General features: G+C 38.3%; 31 protein-coding genes. 20 read left to right on the plus strand and 11 right to left on the minus strand.

Going from position 1 to position 21317, the window contains the following annotated elements; genetic code table 11:
• The first annotated feature begins 3 nt into the window (after positions 1-3).
• The 14 genes from B9N65_RS01225 to B9N65_RS01290 all read left to right on the plus strand — a co-directional run bounded on the left by B9N65_RS01225 (position 4) and on the right by B9N65_RS01290 (position 6453).
• Complete coding sequence (locus B9N65_RS01225; RefSeq protein ID WP_087582488.1) at positions 4-654, plus strand: hypothetical protein; 651 nt, start codon at positions 4-6, stop codon at positions 652-654.
• Positions 654-1094, plus strand: a complete 441-nt coding sequence (locus B9N65_RS01230; protein WP_087582489.1) for a hypothetical protein — start codon at positions 654-656, stop codon at positions 1092-1094. The genes B9N65_RS01225 and B9N65_RS01230 overlap by 1 nt, the downstream gene beginning before the upstream one ends.
• On the plus strand, positions 1095-1355 hold the full coding sequence (locus tag B9N65_RS01235; RefSeq protein WP_087582490.1) for an HU family DNA-binding protein: 261 nt from the start codon (positions 1095-1097) through the stop codon (positions 1353-1355). It begins immediately after the preceding gene.
• Entirely contained in the window at positions 1352-1717 is a 366-nt protein-coding gene (locus tag B9N65_RS10960) for a DUF6378 domain-containing protein (protein WP_180385109.1), read from the plus strand. The genes B9N65_RS01235 and B9N65_RS10960 overlap by 4 nt, the downstream gene beginning before the upstream one ends.
• A gap of 27 nt (positions 1718-1744) precedes the next feature.
• Positions 1745-1987 (plus strand): hypothetical protein, encoded by a 243-nt coding sequence (locus B9N65_RS01245; RefSeq protein ID WP_087582491.1) that lies wholly within the window; start codon positions 1745-1747, stop codon positions 1985-1987.
• Entirely contained in the window at positions 1987-2499 is a 513-nt protein-coding gene (locus B9N65_RS01250; protein WP_087582492.1) for a hypothetical protein, read from the plus strand. Before B9N65_RS01245 ends, B9N65_RS01250 begins: the two co-directional genes overlap by 1 nt.
• Positions 2477-2956: a hypothetical protein gene (locus B9N65_RS01255; protein ID WP_087582493.1), complete on the plus strand. Its 480-nt coding sequence runs from the start codon at positions 2477-2479 to the stop codon at positions 2954-2956. Before B9N65_RS01250 ends, B9N65_RS01255 begins: the two co-directional genes overlap by 23 nt.
• Positions 2956-3393: a hypothetical protein gene (locus tag B9N65_RS01260; RefSeq protein WP_087582494.1), complete on the plus strand. Its 438-nt coding sequence runs from the start codon at positions 2956-2958 to the stop codon at positions 3391-3393. Before B9N65_RS01255 ends, B9N65_RS01260 begins: the two co-directional genes overlap by 1 nt.
• On the plus strand, positions 3384-3896 hold the full coding sequence (locus B9N65_RS01265) for a hypothetical protein (RefSeq protein ID WP_087582495.1): 513 nt from the start codon (positions 3384-3386) through the stop codon (positions 3894-3896). Before B9N65_RS01260 ends, B9N65_RS01265 begins: the two co-directional genes overlap by 10 nt.
• A 110-nt stretch (positions 3897-4006) precedes the next feature.
• On the plus strand, positions 4007-4312 hold the full coding sequence (locus B9N65_RS01270; protein WP_180385110.1) for a YopX family protein: 306 nt from the start codon (positions 4007-4009) through the stop codon (positions 4310-4312).
• The gene (locus B9N65_RS01275; protein ID WP_087582497.1) at positions 4305-4991 is read left to right on the plus strand and encodes a hypothetical protein; all 687 of its coding nucleotides are present in this window, start codon (positions 4305-4307) and stop codon (positions 4989-4991) included. Before B9N65_RS01270 ends, B9N65_RS01275 begins: the two co-directional genes overlap by 8 nt.
• A 2-nt stretch (positions 4992-4993) precedes the next feature.
• Positions 4994-5173, plus strand: a complete 180-nt coding sequence (locus tag B9N65_RS01280; protein WP_087582498.1) for a hypothetical protein — start codon at positions 4994-4996, stop codon at positions 5171-5173.
• A 1-nt stretch (position 5174) separates the two neighbouring features.
• On the plus strand, positions 5175-5468 hold the full coding sequence (locus B9N65_RS01285) for a hypothetical protein (protein ID WP_087582499.1): 294 nt from the start codon (positions 5175-5177) through the stop codon (positions 5466-5468).
• Positions 5449-6453 (plus strand): tyrosine-type recombinase/integrase, encoded by a 1005-nt coding sequence (locus B9N65_RS01290; protein ID WP_180385111.1) that lies wholly within the window; start codon positions 5449-5451, stop codon positions 6451-6453. The genes B9N65_RS01285 and B9N65_RS01290 overlap by 20 nt, the downstream gene beginning before the upstream one ends.
• A 113-nt stretch (positions 6454-6566) precedes the next feature.
• Here B9N65_RS01290 and hisD read toward each other — a convergent pair whose 3' ends face one another.
• The 6 genes from hisD to B9N65_RS01320 are packed head-to-tail and all read right to left on the minus strand — an operon-like array spanning position 6567 to position 13004.
• Positions 6567-7859, minus strand: a complete 1293-nt coding sequence (hisD, locus tag B9N65_RS01295) for a histidinol dehydrogenase (RefSeq protein WP_087582501.1) — start codon at positions 7857-7859, stop codon at positions 6567-6569.
• Positions 7856-8707, minus strand: coding sequence for a pyridoxal-phosphate dependent enzyme (locus B9N65_RS01300; protein WP_087582502.1), 852 nt, complete (start codon positions 8705-8707; stop codon positions 7856-7858). The genes hisD and B9N65_RS01300 overlap by 4 nt, the downstream gene beginning before the upstream one ends.
• On the minus strand, positions 8700-9791 hold the full coding sequence (locus B9N65_RS01305) for an OmpA family protein (RefSeq protein ID WP_087582503.1): 1092 nt from the start codon (positions 9789-9791) through the stop codon (positions 8700-8702). The genes B9N65_RS01300 and B9N65_RS01305 overlap by 8 nt, the downstream gene beginning before the upstream one ends.
• Positions 9788-11101: a MotA/TolQ/ExbB proton channel family protein gene (locus tag B9N65_RS01310; protein WP_087582504.1), complete on the minus strand. Its 1314-nt coding sequence runs from the start codon at positions 11099-11101 to the stop codon at positions 9788-9790. The genes B9N65_RS01305 and B9N65_RS01310 overlap by 4 nt, the downstream gene beginning before the upstream one ends.
• Positions 11102-11105: 4 nt before the next feature.
• Entirely contained in the window at positions 11106-12170 is a 1065-nt protein-coding gene (gene fbaA, locus B9N65_RS01315) for a class II fructose-bisphosphate aldolase (RefSeq protein ID WP_087582505.1), read from the minus strand.
• 15 nt (positions 12171-12185) lie between these two features.
• On the minus strand, positions 12186-13004 hold the full coding sequence (locus B9N65_RS01320) for a peptidylprolyl isomerase (RefSeq protein ID WP_009294116.1): 819 nt from the start codon (positions 13002-13004) through the stop codon (positions 12186-12188).
• Positions 13005-13098: 94 nt separating this feature from the next.
• Here B9N65_RS01320 and nth point away from each other — a divergent pair, with 94 nt between their 5' ends.
• Positions 13099-13731, plus strand: coding sequence for an endonuclease III (nth, locus tag B9N65_RS01325; protein ID WP_048809839.1), 633 nt, complete (start codon positions 13099-13101; stop codon positions 13729-13731).
• A gap of 35 nt (positions 13732-13766) precedes the next feature.
• Here the strand turns inward: nth and B9N65_RS01330 are convergent, their stop codons facing one another.
• From B9N65_RS01330 to B9N65_RS01345, 4 genes are read right to left on the minus strand one after another with little or no spacing between them, the layout of a single operon-like run.
• The gene (locus B9N65_RS01330; protein ID WP_087582506.1) at positions 13767-15056 is read right to left on the minus strand and encodes a M28 family peptidase; all 1290 of its coding nucleotides are present in this window, start codon (positions 15054-15056) and stop codon (positions 13767-13769) included.
• A gap of 17 nt (positions 15057-15073) precedes the next feature.
• On the minus strand, positions 15074-15331 hold the full coding sequence (locus tag B9N65_RS01335; RefSeq protein WP_087582507.1) for a heavy-metal-associated domain-containing protein: 258 nt from the start codon (positions 15329-15331) through the stop codon (positions 15074-15076).
• On the minus strand, positions 15324-15647 hold the full coding sequence (locus B9N65_RS01340; protein ID WP_009294140.1) for a hypothetical protein: 324 nt from the start codon (positions 15645-15647) through the stop codon (positions 15324-15326). The genes B9N65_RS01335 and B9N65_RS01340 overlap by 8 nt, the downstream gene beginning before the upstream one ends.
• On the minus strand, positions 15644-16723 hold the full coding sequence (locus B9N65_RS01345) for a transglutaminase-like domain-containing protein (RefSeq protein ID WP_087582508.1): 1080 nt from the start codon (positions 16721-16723) through the stop codon (positions 15644-15646). Before B9N65_RS01345 ends, B9N65_RS01340 begins: the two co-directional genes overlap by 4 nt.
• Before the next feature lie 92 nt (positions 16724-16815).
• Between B9N65_RS01345 and B9N65_RS10965 the strand changes: the two genes are divergently transcribed.
• From B9N65_RS10965 to B9N65_RS01365, 5 genes are all read left to right on the plus strand, one after another.
• Complete coding sequence (locus tag B9N65_RS10965; protein WP_002942642.1) at positions 16816-16983, plus strand: hypothetical protein; 168 nt, start codon at positions 16816-16818, stop codon at positions 16981-16983.
• Between the two features lies 1 nt (position 16984).
• The gene (gene cmoB, locus B9N65_RS01350) at positions 16985-17854 is read left to right on the plus strand and encodes a tRNA 5-methoxyuridine(34)/uridine 5-oxyacetic acid(34) synthase CmoB (protein ID WP_257640013.1); all 870 of its coding nucleotides are present in this window, start codon (positions 16985-16987) and stop codon (positions 17852-17854) included.
• Positions 17855-17862: 8 nt separating this feature from the next.
• Positions 17863-18402 (plus strand): thioesterase, encoded by a 540-nt coding sequence (locus tag B9N65_RS01355; RefSeq protein ID WP_087582510.1) that lies wholly within the window; start codon positions 17863-17865, stop codon positions 18400-18402.
• A gap of 197 nt (positions 18403-18599) precedes the next feature.
• Positions 18600-19847 (plus strand): major outer membrane protein, encoded by a 1248-nt coding sequence (locus tag B9N65_RS01360; protein WP_087582511.1) that lies wholly within the window; start codon positions 18600-18602, stop codon positions 19845-19847.
• Positions 19848-19960: 113 nt separating this feature from the next.
• Positions 19961-20392, plus strand: a complete 432-nt coding sequence (locus B9N65_RS01365; protein ID WP_087582512.1) for a trehalose-6-phosphate synthase — start codon at positions 19961-19963, stop codon at positions 20390-20392.
• A 52-nt stretch (positions 20393-20444) separates the two neighbouring features.
• Here the strand turns inward: B9N65_RS01365 and ppk2 are convergent, their stop codons facing one another.
• Entirely contained in the window at positions 20445-21254 is an 810-nt protein-coding gene (gene ppk2, locus B9N65_RS01370; protein ID WP_087582513.1) for a polyphosphate kinase 2, read from the minus strand.
• Positions 21255-21317 lie beyond the last annotated feature (63 nt).

The raw sequence follows: 21317 nt of genomic DNA on the forward strand, positions 1-21317 counted from the left end.
AAAATGAGTTTCTTCACAGCAAGCATAGATAAAAAAGCTATTGCAGAAAACGGAAAAGAGTTTATCACTAAGAGTGGTATTTACGACGTAGTTATTAAGTTCGTCAGTGTTAAAGTCAATGATCATGGTGCTAGAAGCCTAAACTTCAATGTACTATATCAAGGCAGTGAAACTACATTGTATGGACTTAAACTAGATAACAACGATGGAAGTGAAAACTTTCAGAGAAATATCTTCAATAAACTATGTGTTATTGCAGGTATTCAAAATGTTAATGACCCTGTAAAAGAGGTACATAAAGTAGGACGTGATCAGAAAGAAGAGTCATTTGATGTTCTAGATCAGTTCAATGACTTACCTGTTAAAGTCAATATTAGATTTAGATATTCTAAATACAATGGTGAGATCAGAGAACAACGTGAGATTATGGGCTTTTACAGAGAAGATGGTGCTACAGCTAGTGAGATCGTATCTGGTACAGCAGTAGGTGTACAACTTGAAAAAGATAAAAAGTATGCTGAGAACAATCGCTATGACGATGGTCTTACAATCGCTGATGTTGAAGCTTGGAAAGCTAGTAAATCTACAGCTAATGCAGCACAAGCTTCTAAAGATATAAAAGTTCAGACAGCTGACAATCCTTTCAGATCGTAATGTACGCAGCGATAGATCCTGGATCTAACGGTGCTTTAGTTATAGAAACTTCTCCCCTTACATTTATAGACTTTAAATCCCAAAACTTACAAGGCTATATCCATGCCTTGAAATCTAATAAGGTAGATCTATGTATTGTGGAGAAAGTTCATTCTATGCCTAAGCAAGGTGTTAGTTCTACTTTTAGTTTCGGACAGAGATTAGGAGAGATAGAAGGAGTACTTCAAGCACTTGAAATCCCTTACATTATGGTCTCTCCGCAAGTTTGGCAGAAAGCTATAGGTATCCCAGCTAAAGCTGATAAGAAAACTATAGCTAATACCTTAATCAAGCTTTACCCTAATGCTTCTATCTATGGAGCTAAGGGAGGCTTACTAGATGGCAGAAGTGATGCCCTAGGTTTACTTCATTATGCTCATACTAAATACAAGGAGGAATAAATGCTATATAAGGATTTTATCGACGAAGTAGCCTCTAGGTCAGGTATGTCTAAGAAGGGTACGAGAATTACTCTATCTAAGACATTCGAGTTAGCTAGAGAGATCTTACAGAAAGAAGGAAAGCTTAATTTCCCCACCATAGGTCACTTCAAGTTACTTAAAGTGCCTATTACCGATTTAAAAGGTAAAAGACGAGTAATTAGTAAAGTGACTTATACAAGTTCTTATACTCTAAAAAAATTATTGAAAGGTAAGAAATGATCGAGGAAGTTCTAAACGAGAGACAGGATACTCATGGTGACTATAGATTAGTCAGTAAGATTTCTCAGATACTTAAGGATGTCTGCGAAGCTCATTTACAGTCAGACTTAACTCCAGCTAAGGCAGAAGCCTTAGATATGATCTTACATAAGATTGCAAGAATAGTCTGTGGTAATGGTAACTTTAAAGACCACTGGGTAGATATAGCTGGCTATGCAACTCTTGCTGCTAAAGATGAAGAACAAGACAGAGATCTTTTATTGTTTAAAGAACTCTGCGAGATCGTAGTCTATAAAACAGAAGACGAAGAAGCTAGAAAACAAGCTATCAGAGATTTCTTTAAAACAATAAGAGGGGAGTAAATCCCCTTCTTAAGTAAGGATACTTATATGACTAAAGGCGAAGCATTAGTTAGGCAACAAGAAAGTCAGCGAATGGTTAATGGTGTCTGGGTATTCGATGAACTTGAGCCTTACGAACCTTTTGCGACTAAAGCTGAAGCTTTCGAATACTATGGAAGAAAGCTAGATGAATATTGGCTTAGCAAGATAGAACTACATAAGAAGTCTAAATTTACTAAGCAAGATATTCTAAAAATATTAAAAGGTAGATACCTAAATGGAGAACAATAATGAACAACTTACAAGAAAAAATCGAGATTATCCGAGCTATGGATAAAGGTTTAACTATTCAGTATTCTGAAACTGATGGCGAAGAAGACGACTGGGAAGATATGCTAACTGGTGAATTAGATTTCGGTATGTATGAGTATCGAGTTAAGCCTAATAAGAACCCTGATACTACCTTTCAGATAGGAGATAAGTTAGTACATATAGCTGATGAAGGTAAGCTTGAACCAGAGATAGTAACAGTAAAAGGTTTTACTAAAAATGGAGATTACCTATTCGAGGGAGATGCTATCCATACTCCTGTAGAAGCTGTAGATGCTAACTATAGAAACATCAATGATGTCTATTGGTGGCACGTTATTCACTATAAGAAAGAGGATAGATATACCTTAGCTCCAACTATGATGAAGCTAGGTGAGATTAAAGGTTGGGCTAACGAAACGTATGAGCCTATGTTTAGTATGGGATTTAGGATCCCTCGAGGAGAAGAAAATGAATCTAGAAGAGAAGATTAAGATACTTACTGCTTACGAAGAAGGTAAGACAATAGAAACATACTATCGATCTGAGGGTAAGTGGTGTAAGATAAATCAAGATGTTTGGGATTTCGAAGATGGTACATATAGAGTTAAATCCGATAGAGATACTAAGTTTAAAGTAGGAGATACTCTTGTATTTAAAGACTCTGAAGAAGGGTTATGTCCAATGACATATACAATCACAGACATTGACGAAACCAATTATAAGTTTGAATATACAAGTCCTACTGCTATCGAAGAGGTAGATAAAGATTTCATCAACGAAAGAGATGTCTTATGGTACTTCGAGATATACGACTATATCTCTAAAGAGTACTCAATGTACCCTAAGAGAATAACTAGAGCTGAGTTAGAGAAAGAATATGCATCTAAACACGATACTTTTAGATGGAAGCCTATATACGCTCTTGGATTTAAACTAAAGGAGAACTGATGTTTGAGAAAGAGATTGAAGAGACTGTTAAGAGATATATCTCTAAAGGATGGTATCTAGAAAAGTTTAGACGATCACGAACTATAGAAGAGGATATAACTAAACATATATCTGAAGCTACAGCTTATCCTTATGAGATTATGAATAACTTAGTTAAGTATCCGAACATGTATGGTGAGATACTCAGCATAGTCGAAGGAGAGTTCCCATTACTTAGTAGATGTATTGACTTTATGAGAGAGCTTAAACTGAAAGCTATTGACTTCAATACACTCTTATCTATGGAGAACAGCAAAACGTTTGACGAAGAAGCAGAGAAACTCAAACTAAGAATTATCCAAGAAGAGCTAAAGCCTTATGCTGATAGATTATTCAATGAGTTACCACTAATGGAAACTAAAGCTAATACTCTATTTGAGGAGAACGAATGGAACTAACTATAAACGTAGAGGACTATATCTCTGAGAGTGATATTAAAGAGATATGCAAGCAGAGTGTAAGAAGCTATCTAGATAAACAGATAAGTCAATTTACTAACATAAAGGACTTTATTTCTGAAGCTGTCTATGGTTCAATATCAGGAGAGTTTTTAAAAGTTATCTTTCAAGAGAACCCTGAAGCTGTAGAGAAAGCCTTACAGCAACTAAGGAAGCTAGTTAAAGATGGAGAGTTCATATCTAGCTACTCATTGTTTGGGTATAGCATTGAACCAAATGCCAGTGATAGGTACTATCGACCAGCTACTTATAAGAGAGCTACATATATCAATACTTTAGTCCAGAATATGCTGAAAAAGAATGAGGAAGCTATTAAGAATAAGATTAAAGAAATAGCCTTTAATAGAGTAGAAGCTTCTACACTTAAAGGAATTGATGATGGAGATTTTGATCTCTCTTACTACATTTTAGATGCCTTAAGAAAAGGGTTAAGAAAGGACTAATAATGAGAAACATCAAGTATAAGCTTTATTATCCTGCTCAGAAGAAGATACTTAGAGTAGTAAGTGTAAAGTTCAATGAAGCAGGGCTTATAGAAACTGTTGCTGTACCAATGAAAGATGCCTTACCAGAATACTATGGAGATACTGATCTTATTCTAGATCTCTATCCTAAAGATAAGATTGAACTATTAGAGTTCACTGAGTACTACGATATGGATGGTAATGAGATATATACAGGCTATATCGTTAGCTTCTCAGCTTCTCGTCAGAACTATGTAGGCGTTGTTGAGTGGGATAAAGATGCTACTAGCTATGTACTTAGAGTTAAAGACCACTACAATGAGTATTTTAACGAAGTAGATAATATAAAAATCTTAGGGAATATCTACGAGAATAAGGAGTTACTAAATGTGTAAGTTTTCAGATGGAGATCTATTAATACATAGGTTTAGAGAAAGACAAACTATAGATCCACTAATGTACTTTGAAGTAGTTACTGGGCTACAACAAGGAGAATACTTCTTATCAGACTATGGCACTATAGATATAAAACAAGCTGAAAGAGAGTACGTTAAGGTTACTGATGTCTTATGGCAACATTACATTCTAGATACTACAACTAATAAGCTGACACCTTACAATGGTCCTATGACTATTGAAGAAGCTAGAGATTTATATGCTCCTAGTAAGACTACAGATAAGATACTACTTACAGCTTACTGGGAAGGGTTTAGAATACCTATTGAGATGGAGTTCGTTGAAGACGATGTCTTAGTACGTAAGTCTGATGCAGGACGATCTTTAGAAGATAATGATAAATATCTACCTAAAGTTGTAGAAACTAATCAATCTGAAGAGATCTATTACCTATCTAATGGGATAGCTGTAAGCTTTAAGACAGCTCATGATGTATATCTAGATGCCTTCGGTGATAATGTCTTATGGCATTGGGAGCTAAAGACAGATGGTGATTGGTCTATGCCTACATCTACTAGAAAGTCATTTCAAGATACCTTAGAGATCACTAGCATAGATGGTAAATCAGTTACAGAGAGGCGAATACTTTATAGTCTCGGATTTTCAATAAAGGAGTAAAAGTGAAAAAGTTTTATGAAGTCAGGATAGTAAATGAAGATAGGCAACATTTTCATAAAGCATTCTTGAAAGAAGAGAATGCTGAGAAAGAAGCTGCTGAACAAAATGCTAGAATAAGAAAAGATAGTGATAAGACTATCTTTATAGTTAAGGCTCATGTCTTCGCAGATAGCGAGAACTAATATGAGTGAATCTGAACTTCTTAGTATATTTACAAGAGCTTTAGATTTATCTTTATCTAAAATTGTAGATACCCTAGAACTAAGAGAGTTACAGAGAATGTATCCTAAAAAGATCAAGGGTAATACTCAAGCTGCAGAGCTATTAGGTATCACTCCTAATGCTCTTAGGCTTAGAGTATTTAAGGCTATCTATCTCCCTAATATTCATTATAAGAAAATTTCAGATAGGATATTAGTTTGGGATAGAGATGCCTTACTACAAGAAAGGTTTAACAATGAAACTATACAAGCGTAATAATATTATTTATGCTGATTATGTCAAGGGAGGTAAGCGATACAGACAGAGTTTAAAATTAGAGTGGAATAAGACTAATCTTAACTATGCTAGAGTAGAATTGATACCTAAACTTATGCAAGATAAACCTAGAGAACTGATGCTCTTCGATGCCTTAGATTTATCCCTAGAACTAGACGAAAACTATTTACGTAATTCTTCTCTGCAGAATATTATCTATACTATATCTAGTATAAAGAAGATGGTTAAGGATAGAAGTATTCAAGAGATCACTGTCATAGATATAGAAAAGTTCTCGATTATGCTATCTAAGCAAGGCTATTGCTCTAATACTATTAAGAATTATCTAATGGTACTTAGTAAAGCTTTTAGGTATGCTATAAAGCAAGGTATTATTACCTTTAATCCAGTCTATAATATAAAGGTAAATACTAAACAGAGCTTGACTAGAGTTGTATATTCTAAAGAAGATATACCTAGATTGATTAATAGTGCTAAGGGTGAGCTTAGACTTGTATTATTATTAGCTTTCTATTCTGGAGCTAGAATAGGAGAGATACTTGCACTGACATCTAAAGATATATCTAGTGAGTTTATCTCTATATCTAAGACAATAGCCATTAATACTGGTGGGTTACATCCTACCAAGACTAATAAACCTAGAGTTGTCTATATACCTAAAGATATCCTAACAGAGTTCACTGACTTCAAGGGATTTACCATGTCTTACCAGAGACTAGGTAGAGCATTTCAGAACTTATGTAATGCTTTAGATTTACCTTATGCAGGATTTCATAGCCTTAGACATACCTATGCTAGTTTATTACTCAACGATAAGGTTAATCCATTAATTATTAAAGAGGCATTAGGACATTCATCTATGAAAATGTTAGAGCAAGTTTATGGACATTTTACTGGAGTGAAGACTGAAGATAAAGAAGCTATAAAAGCTAGTCTTGACACGATTAAGGCACATCAAGACTAGAACGAATTGAAATATGGGCTTTTAACAATATTGCAAAAATATTTCTTAAAGCAAAAAATATTTTTAAAAAGATTTTAGAAAATCTTAAATTTTCTAAAATCAAATTTCATTTTTTAATCCTCTAACCTCACGGCGATTGATCTTTTATGGGCTGTTAGTCCTTCAGCTTCGGCTAGCTGCATGCATGGTTTGCCAAGATGCATGATTCCTTTTCTGCTAACTGAGATGATAGAGCTTCGCTTCATGAAATTTTCAACTCCAAGCGGTGAGTAAAATCTCGCACTTCCGCCAGTTGGCAAGGTGTGGTTTGGTCCTGCGATGTAGTCGCCCATCGCTTCAGGCGTAAAGTGTCCAAAAAATATCGCTCCAGCATGTTTTACCTCGTCCATATAGCTCAAAGCGTCGTTTGTAGCGATCTCTAGGTGCTCCACTGCAAGCTCGTTCATCAGCTTAAAGCACTCTTGCAAGTCTTTTGCGACGATAATAGCAGCTTTGTTTCTCATACTAGCACTTGCGATTGGTTCGCGTTTTAGAGTTTTTAGCTCATCCTCTATGTGTCTTTGCACTGCCCTTGCAAAGGCCTCCACTGGCGTTATCAAAAAGGCACTTGCGATCTCGTCATGCTCGGCTTGTGAGAGTAGATCGATCGCTATATGGCGAGGGTCCGCACTATCATCAGCGATCACGCCTATCTCGCTTGGACCAGCGATCATATCGATATTTACGTCGCCATAAACTAGCTTTTTAGCAGTCGCTACGTAGATGTTGCCAGGTCCTGTGATGACGTCGACCTTTGGCACGGTCGCTGTGCCGTAAGCCATCGCTGCGATCGCACTTGCACCGCCTATTTTAAAGGCTGTTTTGATGCCACATAGATGCATCGCTGCAAGAAGCAGAGGATTTACCTTGCCACCTGGCGCTGGGGTGCAGACAACGATCTCTTTTACGCCAGCAACGACTGCTGGGATAGCATTCATAAGAAGCGAGCTAGGATAGGCCGCCTTACCGCCTGGGATATAAAGGCCAGCGCGATCAACCGGAGTGTATTTAGCACCAAGTAAGATGTCGTGCTCATCCTTATAGGTCCAGTCGCTTGGCTTTGTGCGCTCGTGATAGCTTTTTATCCTGTCGTGGGCTAAATTTAGAGCCACTCTTAGGGCGTTATCTAGCGAGTTGTAGGCCGCTTCCATCTCTTTTACGTCGATTATTATGTCGTTTTTGCTTGTGACATTAAATTTATCAAATTTACTTATCTGTGCAAAAAGCGCACTATCGCCATCTTTTCTTATCTCGTCTATGATACCTGTAACCACTGGCATCACGGCACTCATATCATTGTCACTTCGCCTAACAAGCTGTGAAAATTTACTCTCAAAGTCAGCGTCGCTGCTGTGTAAAAACTTCATTTATGATCCTTTATTTTTAGTTTTCTCTCATATCTTTGTTTTTGTGTAATGTTACCTAAAATTCCGCCTTGGTGGATATATAAAATTTCGCTCCCAAGCTTGTCTAAATTTGCAAAAAGCGTCATAAAGCCCACTGGGTCGTAAATAAGCTCAAACTCCACGCCACTTTTGCACACTTCAAGCCAAATTTCATAAAACTCTTTATATAAATTTCCAAAATGATACTTCTTTGGGGGATTTAAAATTTGCACTTTGCTGTTTTTATCTAGCTCGTAAATTTGCTTTTTGAGATAGTCGCTGTCTCCTACGCAAGGGGCTGTAAAGACCCTAAGATCGGTGTGCTTTGCTAGGTAGCATGCACTTGTGCCAGTGCCTGAGGGCAAGAATATATCAGGCCTTATGCCGCTTTTTTTGCTCCACTCATTTATCTCACGTGCCTGCGTGATAAAGCCAAACTCAGCCTCACTTTGCGCCACGCCCTCGTTTATAAAAAGTGCATTTTTACTCTTTGCTAGCTCTTTAGCAAATTTCTCACGCTCCTCTTTTACAAAAATTTCCATACCATTTTCAAGTGCAAATTTGAAATTTCCAACTGGATATTGCTCTAAATTTGAGCTAAGATGAGAGACGACGTAGTAAAATTTAAGCCCTTTTAGCTTGGCAAAAAGACTTAGGCTATACATAGCGTTTGACTGGCTTGAGCCGTGAGATACGATGGCTTTGACGCCACCAAGATCAGCCTTTAGAAAATACTCTAGCTTTCTTGCTTTGTTGCCGTTAAACTCGCCTAGCAGATCGTCTCTTAAAAGCCAAAATTCTCGCCCTCTTAAGCGAATTTTATCAATCACCCTTAAACTCCAAAAATTTCTCTATCTCGTTGATAGCCTCTTTGTTTGAGAGTGAAAATTTGATCTCTATACGCCTTGAAGCGTCCTTGTCCTCGGCTCCGTCTTTAAAAACTAGCTCGTTGTAGCTTCGCCCACTTGCGACAAGCAGCTTTCTAAGGCGTGCATCGTCACTAAATGAGTTTATAAACTCCATCACCGCGTAGGCTCTTTTTTGCGAAAGCTCTAGGTTATAAATGTAGCTTCCATCGCTATCTGTAAAGCCCTCTATGACAATCTGATCGATATTTGAGGCGATCTCTTTATCATTTAAAAGCACGTCAAAATACTTACTAAGCGTGGCCTTTAGCTCCTCTTTGACCTCTTCTTTTAAGACCGCACTACCCTTATCAAAAAGCACTGATGAGCTAAGCTTTAGCGCGCCTGAGTTTGGATCGATCTCGATGCTAGATCCTAGCCTATCTTTTAGGGCGGAGATCACTTTTACCCTTATGCCAGTTAGGTTTTTGACCCTGTCACGAGTGACGTTTAGATCCCTTAAAAGCTCGTCATATCTAGCCTCTTTTTTGCTTACTTGCTCGAGTAAAAAGGCGATCTTGGCTAAATTTTTCTCGCTACTTGCATTTGCATCGCTAAGCGCTTTATCTTTTGATGAAATTTCATCATTTAGCACGATCATCTTTTGATTTAGATCAAAAATGCTAGCATTTAGCTCTTTTATGCTCACATTTGCGTCTTTGTTTTCCTCTATGAGCTGGGCTAGTTTATCTTTTAGGGCGTCTATTTGGATGACAAAAATTTCATTTGATTTTTTTAAATTTATGTTTTCGTCGCTTATCTTTGAAAGCTCGCTTTTTAGGGCGTCATTTAGCTCTTCAAGTGTGAAATTCTTGCCCTGAGCGTCTTTTAAATTTGCTAAAGCTGCGATGATAGCTTGCTCTTTATTTTCAAGGGTGTTTTGAGTTAGGACGTATTTTACGACGACAGCGCCTATTAGCAGCATAAAAACAAAGAGCAGACCCGCCATCAAGTCCGCGTACGAAACCCAAAAGCTCGATTGATCTTCGTTATTTTTGTCTATTTTCATTGCACTAGATTTTCGATCTTTTCTATTACAGAATTTGCTTCTTTATCGATCTCGTCTATGTTCTTCTTAAGCTCAGCAATGAGGCTCTCGCGCTCTTTTTCACGCTCCAAGCTCCTACCCTCTTGCTCATACGCTGCCTTAAATATCGTAGCACTCTCCACGAGCGAGGTCCTAAATGCCTTTAATGCCTCGTTTTGCTCTTTCATCAAAGAGAGAGAAAATTCTTTTAAAATGGCGTCAAAACTCTTGATGGTCTGCTCAAATTTAAGCTGGCTCTCTTTTGTAGCGTTTAAATTTCTACTAAAAATTTCGCCAAGCTTTGCATGCTCGGTTAAAATTTTAACCTCCATATCTTTAAAGGCATTAGAAAACGCGCCAACCGCCTTTAATATATCGGAGTGGATTTTTACAAATTCATCTTGTTTTAGCCCAGATTCATTTAGCATTTTTAAACTTGCACTAAGCTCTGCCTTGCTTTGATTGATGATATTTTTCTCAACCTCACAAAGCTCTTTTAGGCTGTTAAATTTCTCATTTGTCTGCTCGCTTAGCTCTTTTACAAATTTATCATCAAGCACCATTTTAAAGGCGTCGTGACTATCTTTAAAGTAGCCTACACTTGCTTTCATGAAATTTGCATTTAGCTCATTTTCCTGCCAGAAAAACTCACGGCTTAGCTCTTTTTGCTCGCTGTAAAATCTCTCAAATTTACTAATGCCGATCTTTTCAAAAAACATCCACCAAAGCGCTAAAAATATGCCATATATCGATACATAAAACGCTGTAGCTACGCCATTTAGCAGTATAGCGATCTCTTTTTCAAGTCCGTTTGCGGTGCTTGAGCTAAAGCTTGGCATAGAGATAGCGATACTGATAAATGTGCCCAAAATTCCAAGCATAGGAAAGACTGCTTGACCGATGTTTGCTAGGTTGTCATTTCTAAAATTTCTTGTATAGCTCTCGAAAAAATCTTCAAATTTAGCGTTTGCCTTTTTGACGCCTGAAATTTCAAAAAGATGAGCAATGATAAATTCTTTTAGCCTTATCTTGTAGTCTTTGGCATTTGCTAAGAAATTTGAGTAAGCCACTAAGGCGCTGTGGCGTGAAAATATAAAAGCGACAAAGAGTATAATGCCCATCATCACGATGGTGTGAAGCTTCATCTGAAAATTTATAACGCCAAGATAGGCTAGTATCGCCAAGATATAGATAGCTAAAGGGATAAAGATAACTTTAAAAAAGACAAAGAAAGAGTGAGCTTGGCGCTCTTTTGGCACGCTTAGCTCACTAAAATCATTTTGATTTTGCATAGGATTAGTTCCTATTTAGGCAGTTTAAGTCGCTAAAAGCAATCTGAAGACGCTTAACCATGCTCTCCTCGCCACTTCTTAGCCATTTCCTTGGATCGTAGTATTTTTTATTTGGCTTATCATCGCCCTCTGGGTTGCCGATCTGCCCTTGCAAGTATGCTCTATTTTTAGCCTCATACTCACGCACGCCGTCCCAGAAAGCCCACTGCGTATCGGTGTCGATGTTCATCTTGATAACGCCGTAACTTACAGCATTTTTGATATCTTTTAGCTCACTGCCGCTACCGCCGTGAAATACAAAATTTACTGGCTTGTCGCTTTTTGTGTTAAATTTCTTAGCGACATAAGCTTGTGAGTTTTTAAGAATTTCTGGTCTTAGCACGACATTGCCCGGTTTATAGACACCATGAACGTTACCAAAACTAGCTGCGATGCTAAATTTATCGCTTATCTTGCTTAGTCTTTCATAAGCAAGCGCGACATCCTCTGGCTGAGTGTAAAGAAGTGCGTTATCAACGCTTGTGTTATCTACGCCATCTTCTTCGCCACCAGTGACGCCTAGCTCGATCTCTAGGCTGATGCCAAGCTCGCTAAGCTCTTTTAGATACTTCTCGCACGTGCTTAAATTTTCGTTGATATTCTCTTCACTAAGATCAAGCATGTGAGAGCTAAAAAGTGGCACGCCGTGAGTTTTTTTATACTCATGACTTGCTTTTACTAGCTCGTCTATCCAAGGCAAAAGCTTTCTAGCAGCGTGGTCAGTGTGTAAAATGACTGGCACGCCATAAGCCTTGGCAAGCAGATGAACATGCTTTGCTCCAGCGATCGCACCAAGAACGGCTGCATTTTCGCAGGCTTTACCAGCGTAAAAACCTGCACCGCCATTACTAAACTGAACGATAACAGGCGAGTTAGCAACCTTTGCCGCTTCTAAAACAGCATTTACTGAGTCGCTGCCTACGACATTTACAGCAGGTATTGCAAAACCTTGCTCTTTGGCATAAGCATAAAGTTTTGTTACATCATCTCCGCTTAAAACACCAGGTTTTACGATATCCAAAACGCCCATTTTATCCTCCAAATTTTATTTGTATTCTATCTTTGCTTTTTGGCGTAGAGCTTCACTTTTTTGTCTAACAGCAGCTTGGAATTTCTCCATTTTCACAGCTTGCTCGATCTCTGGTTTTGCTTGTTCAAAGCTTACAGTGCCAGCAGCTTTGCCATCTTCTTTTAAGATAACGTGGTAGCCAAACTGAGTTTTAACTGGCTTAGTTGAAACTGTGCCATTAGCCATTGAAAATGCTGCGTCTGCAAAAGGTTTTACCATTTGGCTTTGACCAAACCAGCCAAGCTCGCCGCCGTGTGCTGCTGAGCCTTTGTCGATTGATTTTTGGCTTGCTAGCTCTGCAAATTTCTTAGTTAGAGCCTCACCTTTTAAATTTTTAAGTTGAGCGATGATGTCGTTTGCTGTTTTTTCATCTTCAACTAAGATATGTCTTGCTCTTGCTTGAGCTGGTTGGTTCATGCTAGCTTTGTTTTTGTTGTAAAAATCTCTTAAATCGCTATCGCTTACTTTTATACCGTCAAATAATTTTCTCATATAAAGCTCAACTGCGATGCCTTCTTGTGCAGCTTTTACAGCCTTGATGTAATCAACATCTTTTTCAATGCCTGTCGCTTTTGCGTCTTTTAAAAGGAGTTTTCTATTGATTAGATCGTCGATTATACGTTTTTTCTCATTTGGTTGAAGCTTGCTAGCGTCAAAACCTGGCATAGCCGCTGACAAAAGAGCTGAGATATCGCTATCGTTTATAGCATCGCCATCAACTGTTGCAACTACTGCTGCGTTTAGAGTGACAGCTGCAGCTAAACTTAAAACTGCTGGAAACAAAAATTTTTTCATATAAATCCTTTAAAAAATTGATTTTATGGGCAGGATTATATCAAATAATGCGGTAACTTTTCGTTTAACTTGCAATTTTAGGTAAAATAGCCAAATGAGAACAAAAAAAGATATTTTAGAGATAAAAAAGAGGCTTTTAGAAGAGTTTAAAGACGCCAAAAGCGAGCTTAAATTTAGAAATTTATATGAACTTCTTGTCTGCGTCATGCTCTCAGCTCAATGCACAGACAAAAGGGTAAATTTGATCACACCTGCCCTATTTGAAGCATATAAAGATGTTTTTGAGCTAGCTAGTGCAAATTTAGCCAGCCTAAAACTGATGATAAACTCATGCAGTTTTTTTAATAATAAGGCCCTGAATTTGATCAAGATGGCAAACAGCGTGGTTGAGCTTTATAACGGAGAAATTCCGCTTGATGAAGAGAAGCTAAAAGCCCTTGCTGGAGTTGGGCAAAAGACCGCTCACGTCGTGCTTTTAGAGGCAACAAATGCAAACGTAATGGCAGTTGATACGCATGTTTTTAGAGTATCACATAGACTTGGCTTAAGCAGCGCAAAGACGCCAGAAGCGACCGAAGATGATCTAAGCCGTGCCTTTAAAACTGATCTTGGCAAGCTTCATCAAGGCATGGTTCTTTTTGGACGCTACACCTGCAAGGCTAAAAAACCGCTTTGCCATGAGTGCATATTAAACGATCTTTGTAAGAGTAAGGACAAGGTGATATAGAAAAATTTGCTAGAAATTTCTAGCAAATTTTATTTTTATGAGTTATATTTTTTAACGATACCGCGAACGACTTTTTCGATAAAAAGTGCAGAAGCTACTTCGCAGTGCTCTCTTGTAGAGTGAGGTGAGTAGATATTTGGTCCGATTGAGCATGCACTAAGACCTGCTTTTTTCTCCAAAAGCACTCCACATTCAAGTCCAGCATGCACAGCTGTTATCCTTGCATTTGGCTTATAAATTTTAAGCTCTTCTAAGATGTCGTTTGCAAATTTATCATTTATAGGCTTCCAAGCTGGGTTTCTATCTTTTGAAATGACGTTAAAACCGACCGCTTTTGCAAGCTCAGAAATTTCAAATTCCATTCTATTTAGGCCGTCTTTGCTCATTGACCTTGCGAAAAACTCCACTTCAAGCGTGCCGTCATCTTTGATCTTTGCTAAAGAGAGATTTACGCTATCTTGTGGGATGCCTAGCTCGCAGTTATAGGCCCTTACACCTTGTGAAAATGAGTTAATAAGAGCTAAAATTTTCTCGCCGTTTTCTAAAATTTCATCTCCCATGCCAAGCTTTTTCACGCTTAAATTCTCACACTCGCTCTTTAGCTCCTTATCACTTAAAACTAGTGCAGTTGCGCCACTTGGGATAGAGTTGCTTCGCTCGCCACCTTCAAATTTAACAAGCCTGCAGCCATTTTTAGTCACAAATGCCGCCAAAACCTTGATCGCATTTGGGATATTTTTATGTATCTCGTTGCCAGAGTGTCCGCCAGGTAGGCCGCTCACTTTTACTTCATAAAGCGTGCTCTCTTTTGTTTTTTTGCTATTGAGCGCGATGGTCGCAAATAAATTTATACCGCCAGCGCAGCCGATAGTTACGCGGTCGTCCTCTTCACTATCTAAATTTAAAAGTTTATCGGCTTTTAGATCGCCGTTAAAGCCAGCAGCTCCGACCATGCCAACCTCTTCGTTGTTTGTAAAGAGGCACTCAATGTCGTCAAATTCGCTTATCATCTGCATCATTATAGCCACGCCTATGCCATTATCTGCGCCTAAAGACGAGTTTTTAGCTCTCATATAGCCATCATCGCCATAAACTATCTCGATCTTTGGCGCATCGCCCATGCAAACCATATCGTAGTGGCTCTGTAAGCAAATTTTTGGCTTGCCTTTAAATGCATGAACGTTGCCAAAACTATCGACCACGACCTCACAGCCCTTGTCTTTTGCATAACTAGCCAGAAAATCACGCATCTTATCAGTATCGTAACTGCAGTGCGGTATCGCTGCAAGTGTCTCAAATTTCGTTAGAACTTCGCTCTTTGACATATTTGCCTCCATTAAATTTATTTTATCTCGCCCTTATAGCCAGTCGCATCAACCGCTTTTAAAAGCTCTTTTTCATCGACCTTGTCATCTGCTACAACGACAGCTTTTCGCTCTTTTAGCGATACGTCTGCCTTTTTTACGCCCTCAACGCTAAGTGCGGCCTTTCTTACTATCGCCGTGCAAAGCGGACAGTGCATGCTAGGCACCAAAATCTCTATCGTTTTCTCAGCGTAGCAACTAAGTGCAAGAAGGGCTAAAACTAAAATTTTACGCATAAATTTCTCCTAAAAGCTCCGGATATGTAAGGAGTAAAAGCAAAATCACTCCAAAAAGTATATATATAAGTATCCATTTTTTCTTTTTATAGCTTAGGTTGCAACTTTTTGGCTTGTAAAATAAAGCCACACCTGAGATCACAAAGCAAATAACCGCCACGACGCTCAAAGGGACGCGGTACTCGTATAAATTTTGTGTCCAAGATAGAAAAGAAAAAGAAGTGCCAAAAAGCAAGAAAAGAAGTGCCGGTAAGCAGCACAAGGTAGCGCCGATAGCACTACCTATGGATGTTAGTATCAGCCAAAAGGCTCTCATTTTAGCTCTGTTGAGACGTAGTCGTAGCTAAATTCTTTTGGCGAATAGTAGTTTTGTGTGTTGCCATCAACCTCAGCGTATGGATAGCCAAAGTTGTTTAGCGGAGTTTGCTCTGGGGTTGGCTTTAAGATAAAGTCACGGCCGTAGTTAAAGCCTATCCAGCACATCTCCCAGTTGCCAAAGCAATAGTCCCTAATAGCTTTGATCTTAGCGTCGTCGTTTGTTAATTTCTCGCCCAGTCTTACCTTCGTAACGTCAGCTGGATCAACCGGTATCCAACCATAGCCTTTTAAGTAAAACTCAGCCCTGCAGTGCTGTCCGCCTGAAATTTTAGCCACGCCGTCTTTTGCGCTACCCATCTGGTCTGAAAATCTAGACTGACCAACCCTGATACCAAAAATTTCTCTTGCTGGGATGCCAACTGATCTGCAAAGTCCCACAAAAACTGAGTTTATGTCGGTGCATTTGCCAACTAGTTTGCCGCTTTCAAGTATGGCTTTAACGTCGCCTGTGCCACATCCAAGGATGCTATTATCACGCTGCATAGTGTTTGCAACCCACGTATATATCGCTTTTGCACGCTCCAAATCGCCTTTAGTATTGCCGATAATCTCTAGCGCTTTTGCTCTTACGACGCCGTCAGTTGGTATGTGTGAAGTTGGTTTTAAAAACTCCAAAATCGCAGGATCGACCTTCTCATTTGGATCGAAATTTACCTTGCTAAAGTCGGTATTGCGCTCTGTTGTTTGGATTTTAAACTGGATATTTAAAATAGGTCTTTGCTCATTTTCTTCAAATTCGCCATACATTGTTGGTATTAGCGTGTCTGAGATATAAACGTTTTTAGCGGTTGTGTTTATGACGTAGTCTTGGGTTAGTTGCTGATAAGTGGTGCTTAGTGGGAGCGGCAACCAAATTCTTGAGCTTTTGCCCTTTTCAAGCAGCTGGTGTTTGAAATTTACGTCGAAATTTCTAACTACTGGGTTTGCTGGCTCGTCGCTAGCTAGAGTGACACTTGGAAGCAGACTTGCTGCACCTAAAAAACTACTGAATTTAAAAAAATCTCTTCTTTGCATAAAATGCCTTTTTGCTTAATCTTAGCCAAACTTGGCTCTAAAATTGCCCGCTATTCTAGCATAAAATTTTTATTTATGATAAAATCCGCCACATGAAAAAGATTATATTTTTAGGCTTTATAGCGCTATTTTGCAATGGTTGTCTTTATATGAACGAGCGCGGAGTTTCGACGCAATATTATAATGATTGTAAAGAGTATTATGACGCGACTGGCACCTACCAAAAAGAGTGTCCGCACAACATCGTCGACTGGAAATAGCGTGGATCTTAGCAAATTTAACGAGCAGCAAAAGCAATTTTTAAATAGGATAGAAAATTTAGCAAATTTTGATTGCGAATTTAGCCTTAGTGAGAGCGTAAATGTCAAATTTAAAGAGCTAAGCGCTGCGAGCAAAGATGAAATTTATAACCTCGCCCTTAGCCTAAAGCCTTGGCGAAAAGGGCCATTTTTACTTGATGATATATATATAGATAGCGAGTGGCAAAGTTTTATTAAATTTAATATCCTTGCCCCCCACCTAAATTTAGCTGGCAAGTGCGTGGCTGATGTGGGTTGTAACAATGGATATTATATGTTTAAGATGCTTGGGTACGGCCCAAAAAGCATAACTGGCTTTGATCCTAGCGTGCATACATTTTTACAGTTTAAGTTTTTAAATAAATTTATCCGCTCAAATATCAACTATGAGCTTCTTGGGGTAGAGAGCTTGCCAGAATACGCAGCGAAATTTGACACCATTTTTTGCCTTGGTGTCATCTATCATAGAAGCGATCCTATAAAGATGCTAAAAGAGCTAAAAACCGCGCTAAATCCAGGCGGCGAGCTATTTTTAGATACGATGTATATAGATATGGATGGCGACTTTGCACTTACACCAAAGGATAGGTACTCAAAAATTCCAAATATCTACTTTGTGCCAACGCTTAGCGCGCTTTGTAACTGGTGTGAGAGGGCTAAATTTAAGGATTTTACCCTGCTTGAGACAAAGGCTACTGATCTAAACGAACAGCGAAAAACACAGTGGATAGATGGAGAGAGTCTTTCAAATTTCTTAGACCCAGACGACAACACAAAGACTATCGAGGGCTATCCAGCACCAAAAAGAGCCTATATAAGAGTTAAAATTTAAGGATAAATATGGCAGATGAAAATATTTTTGAAGCAAAAGATGAATCACAAATAATCCTCCCAGAGGACGAAAACCCGCTAAGAAACGAGATAAAAACAGCTCCTTTAACAAAGCTAAATTTTAGTGGAACGGCATTTTTACTTGAGAAAAATCACGCAAAAACTAGATTTTTTACCACGGCTGATATGGTGAGCGATGCTGAGGGGCTCATACATAGCGGTTTTGTCTTCATGGGGGCTAACTACGCAGCACTTTTAGCTATAAATGAAGAATTTTGCGTTAGCATCGGAGCTAGGATAAATTTCTTTGGACCGCTCAAGCTTGGCGATGTGGTCGAATTTGACGCACAAGCAAGGTTTGAAGAGAGTAGAAAAAGAGAGGTAAAAGTGATAGGCTACGTAAAAGAGATCAAGATCTTTGAGGGCATCTTTCAGCTAGTCACGCTCGAAGAGCATATCTTTGTCACTCAACAAAAAAATATCCAAAAAGAAGCCGCCATAAGACAAAAGAGAGAGCGCGAAGAGGCGCAGGCTAAAAACAACGGCTAAATTTAACTGATGAGATATAATTTTCTCATCTTTTAACTTCAAATAAACTCAAATTTTTAAAGACAAATCTTATCTCATTATCTTATTTTGGTAAACAATCGGTAATAATTTTTGAAATTTTTAACGAAATTTAAGCTATAAAATTAATTTTCTATGATAATATCCTTTCAAAACATTTTTATCAAAAGGAGATTTAGATGAAACTTACAAAAGTTAGCTTAGCTGCTTTGGTTGCTTTAGGTGCATTTTCAAGCGTTGCAAGTGCAACTCCACTTGAAGAAGCTATAAAAAACGTAGATCTTTCAGGATATGCAAGATATCGTTATACAAATGATCACTTCAAATCAAACCCTGATACAAAAGCAAAAACAAACGATGTTGCTGGTTATGCTTTCAGAGCACAAACATCATTTAAAGCAGCTATCGACGATAACTTCTTTGGTGTTTTAACTTTAAGATATGATCAAACAGATGATTCTGGCAACAAAAACCTAAAAGGTACAGATAAAACAAGTACGACCGACACTTTTGGCGTTTATGAGATGTACTTAGGCTATAAAGTAGCTAATACTACTATTACAGCTGGCAAGCAACTTATCAAAACTTTCTATGATGATGGTGATATAGCAGGTACTGGTCTAAAAGTAGTAAGTACTGATGTACCTGGTCTTACTTTAACAGCTGCAGCTTATGATGCACTACAAAGCGACGGTACTGAAATAGATGGTCCATTGCTTAATAGAATAGTAAATGGTACTGAAAATGATAAATTTAATGGTTCTGCTGGCAATCTTTACTATTTAGGTGCAGCTGGCAGTTATGATCCAGTATCTTTTAAAGCAGCTATTGCAAATCTTCAAGAGATAGCAACACTTTATGGTGCTGAAGCTGGTGTTAGCTTTAATGTAACCGATGATGTAAATCTAAACCTAAAAGGTCAATTTGTCCATAACGACTCAGATCACAAAGATGTAGCTGATGCTAACTTCTGGGCAGTTCAAGCTGGCACAAAACTATTTGGTGCTAAGCTTAACGCTGGTTATTTAGACTTTGATGCTAAAAATAAAGATAATAATAAGTGGTCATTTACTTCAATTGATGCAAATGGTCAGTTAATCAACCCAACTAAAATTCTAAATAGTGTTATGAGTGGCGGCGGAAAACAATACTATAACAATATTAAAGGTAACAACGACTACTGGTTTGTTAATGCTGGATATGATATAGATAAATTTGGCTTTGGTGCTGGATATACTCAAGGTAAAGGCTACAGCTACGCGCTTGGTAAAGAGAGAGCAAAAAGAAACGAATGGTATCTTGATGCTAGCTACAAATACAGCAAAAAACTTACATTCCTTTCTTGGTATGCAGCTGCTAAAGACAAAAAAGACGGCGAAAGCTACAAACAAGATCGTATCAGATTTGAAGCAAAATATAGCTTTTAAAAACATTTATCCGAGCGAGCTTTCGCTCGGATCTTTTCAACTTCTCAATACTTAATCAAAATCAGCAAATACAACTAATAAAATTTATATAATGCAAACAAAAAAGGCAAAAAATGTATCTTTTTTCTCTCATTACGCATTTAGTTTGCGCCATTATCTTTATAGGATATGTATTTTTTGATGTTTGTATATATCCATTTGCCAAAAAAACGATAAATCCACAAACTCTTGAAGCTGTCAAAAAGGCTTACACAAAAGGCAGTACAAAGGTTTTTGGCACAGCGTTTTTACTGCTTTTGATAAGTGGAGCTTTTATGGCAAAGGACTATCTTGGAGGCGAGCATGGTTGGTGGCAAAGCAACTTTCAAAAGCTCTTGCTAGCAAAGATCGTAGTTTTACTTCTTATGTGTCTTATCACTTTCATCTCTGTTCTTAATGTCACTATCTTAAAAAAACCAGATCCATTTGGTAAATTTTCACATCTCATAGCTCTTATTCTTTGCCTGATAATGGTCATTTTGGCAAAACTTATGTGGTGGCTTTAGCAAAATTTGGTTGTAAATTTAAGCCCAAATTTACAACCAAGCCCAAATAAATTTAGTCTATGCTCTTTAGCTTATCTTTATTTAACCCTTCTTCTATACGCTTGATCTCCTCGCTTCCATCTCTTACGACGCTTTTGTCGTATTTTATATACTCATCTATCTTTTTTGGATATTCGACGTGAGTTAGGATAAATTTAAAGACATTTAGCCTAGCCTCCTTTTTATTGTCACTTGAGACGATCACCCACGGCGAGATGCTATTGTGAGAGGCTAGCAGCATCGAGTATTTGGCGATGGAGTACTGATCCCAAAGTTCTTGCGCTTTTTGATCTACTGGAGAGATTTTAAACTGCTTTAGCGGGTCGTTTAGACGCTCTTTAAAGCGCTTTTTTTGCTCCTCTTTTGTGATCGAGAGGTAAATTTTAAAGAAAATGATGCCTGAGTTTATGATCATCTCTTCAAATTTTGGCACCTCGCGTAAGAACTCTTTATGCTCAGCCTGCGTGCAAAAGCCCATCACTGGCTCTACACCAGCCCTATTGTACCAGCTCCTATCAAAGATCACTATCTCGCCAGCGCTTGGCAGATGTGTCACATATCTTTGAAAGTACCACTGCGTCTTCTCGACATCACTTGGTTTTGTAAGCGCCACGATACGGCAACCGCGTGGATTTAGATGCTCAGTTAAGCGCTTTATCGTGCCGCCCTTGCCAGCCGCGTCTCGCCCCTCCATTAGCATAAGCACCCTAAGACCCTTGTCTTTGACATGATTTTGGAATTTTAAAAGTTCTATCTGAAGCAGCCTTAGCTCTTCTTCGTAGCCTAGCTTATCACTCTTTTGGTGCTTTTTATCTTTTGACATCATCGCTCCTTTTAAAAATTTCACGCTTTTTCACGATTTTACTATAAAATAGAATAAATTTAA

Origin of the sequence: Campylobacter concisus (assembly GCF_002165815.1) — a bacterium.
Taxonomy (GTDB): Bacteria; Campylobacterota; Campylobacteria; order Campylobacterales; family Campylobacteraceae; genus Campylobacter_A; species Campylobacter_A concisus_BH.

Excerpts from the sequence above, each read along its gene's own strand:
- B9N65_RS01305 (WP_087582503.1), bottom strand. The coding sequence starts at position 9,791 with ATGAAAATAGACAAAAATAACGAAGATCAATCGAGCTTTTGGGTTTCG.
- B9N65_RS01230 (WP_087582489.1), top strand. The coding sequence starts at position 654 with ATGTACGCAGCGATAGATCCTGGATCTAACGGTGCTTTAGTTATAGAA.
- B9N65_RS01360 (WP_087582511.1), top strand. The coding sequence starts at position 18,600 with ATGAAACTTACAAAAGTTAGCTTAGCTGCTTTGGTTGCTTTAGGTGCA.
- B9N65_RS01335 (WP_087582507.1), bottom strand. The coding sequence starts at position 15,331 with ATGCGTAAAATTTTAGTTTTAGCCCTTCTTGCACTTAGTTGCTACGCT.
- B9N65_RS01310 (WP_087582504.1), bottom strand. The coding sequence starts at position 11,101 with ATGCAAAATCAAAATGATTTTAGTGAGCTAAGCGTGCCAAAAGAGCGC.
- B9N65_RS01285 (WP_087582499.1), top strand. The coding sequence starts at position 5,175 with ATGAGTGAATCTGAACTTCTTAGTATATTTACAAGAGCTTTAGATTTA.
- nth (WP_048809839.1), top strand. The coding sequence starts at position 13,099 with ATGAGAACAAAAAAAGATATTTTAGAGATAAAAAAGAGGCTTTTAGAA.
- ppk2 (WP_087582513.1), bottom strand. The coding sequence starts at position 21,254 with ATGTCAAAAGATAAAAAGCACCAAAAGAGTGATAAGCTAGGCTACGAA.
- B9N65_RS01320 (WP_009294116.1), bottom strand. The coding sequence starts at position 13,004 with ATGAAAAAATTTTTGTTTCCAGCAGTTTTAAGTTTAGCTGCAGCTGTC.
- B9N65_RS10965 (WP_002942642.1), top strand. The coding sequence starts at position 16,816 with ATGAAAAAGATTATATTTTTAGGCTTTATAGCGCTATTTTGCAATGGT.
- B9N65_RS01235 (WP_087582490.1), top strand. The coding sequence starts at position 1,095 with ATGCTATATAAGGATTTTATCGACGAAGTAGCCTCTAGGTCAGGTATG.
- B9N65_RS01290 (WP_180385111.1), top strand. The coding sequence starts at position 5,449 with ATGAAACTATACAAGCGTAATAATATTATTTATGCTGATTATGTCAAG.
- B9N65_RS01255 (WP_087582493.1), top strand. The coding sequence starts at position 2,477 with ATGAATCTAGAAGAGAAGATTAAGATACTTACTGCTTACGAAGAAGGT.
- B9N65_RS01345 (WP_087582508.1), bottom strand. The coding sequence starts at position 16,723 with ATGCAAAGAAGAGATTTTTTTAAATTCAGTAGTTTTTTAGGTGCAGCA.
- B9N65_RS01340 (WP_009294140.1), bottom strand. The coding sequence starts at position 15,647 with ATGAGAGCCTTTTGGCTGATACTAACATCCATAGGTAGTGCTATCGGC.
- B9N65_RS01275 (WP_087582497.1), top strand. The coding sequence starts at position 4,305 with ATGTGTAAGTTTTCAGATGGAGATCTATTAATACATAGGTTTAGAGAA.
- B9N65_RS01245 (WP_087582491.1), top strand. The coding sequence starts at position 1,745 with ATGACTAAAGGCGAAGCATTAGTTAGGCAACAAGAAAGTCAGCGAATG.
- B9N65_RS01330 (WP_087582506.1), bottom strand. The coding sequence starts at position 15,056 with ATGTCAAAGAGCGAAGTTCTAACGAAATTTGAGACACTTGCAGCGATA.
- B9N65_RS01270 (WP_180385110.1), top strand. The coding sequence starts at position 4,007 with ATGAAAGATGCCTTACCAGAATACTATGGAGATACTGATCTTATTCTA.
- B9N65_RS01250 (WP_087582492.1), top strand. The coding sequence starts at position 1,987 with ATGAACAACTTACAAGAAAAAATCGAGATTATCCGAGCTATGGATAAA.
- B9N65_RS01260 (WP_087582494.1), top strand. The coding sequence starts at position 2,956 with ATGTTTGAGAAAGAGATTGAAGAGACTGTTAAGAGATATATCTCTAAA.
- B9N65_RS01355 (WP_087582510.1), top strand. The coding sequence starts at position 17,863 with ATGGCAGATGAAAATATTTTTGAAGCAAAAGATGAATCACAAATAATC.
- fbaA (WP_087582505.1), bottom strand. The coding sequence starts at position 12,170 with ATGGGCGTTTTGGATATCGTAAAACCTGGTGTTTTAAGCGGAGATGAT.
- B9N65_RS01225 (WP_087582488.1), top strand. The coding sequence starts at position 4 with ATGAGTTTCTTCACAGCAAGCATAGATAAAAAAGCTATTGCAGAAAAC.
- B9N65_RS01265 (WP_087582495.1), top strand. The coding sequence starts at position 3,384 with ATGGAACTAACTATAAACGTAGAGGACTATATCTCTGAGAGTGATATT.
- B9N65_RS01365 (WP_087582512.1), top strand. The coding sequence starts at position 19,961 with ATGTATCTTTTTTCTCTCATTACGCATTTAGTTTGCGCCATTATCTTT.
- B9N65_RS10960 (WP_180385109.1), top strand. The coding sequence starts at position 1,352 with ATGATCGAGGAAGTTCTAAACGAGAGACAGGATACTCATGGTGACTAT.
- hisD (WP_087582501.1), bottom strand. The coding sequence starts at position 7,859 with ATGAAGTTTTTACACAGCAGCGACGCTGACTTTGAGAGTAAATTTTCA.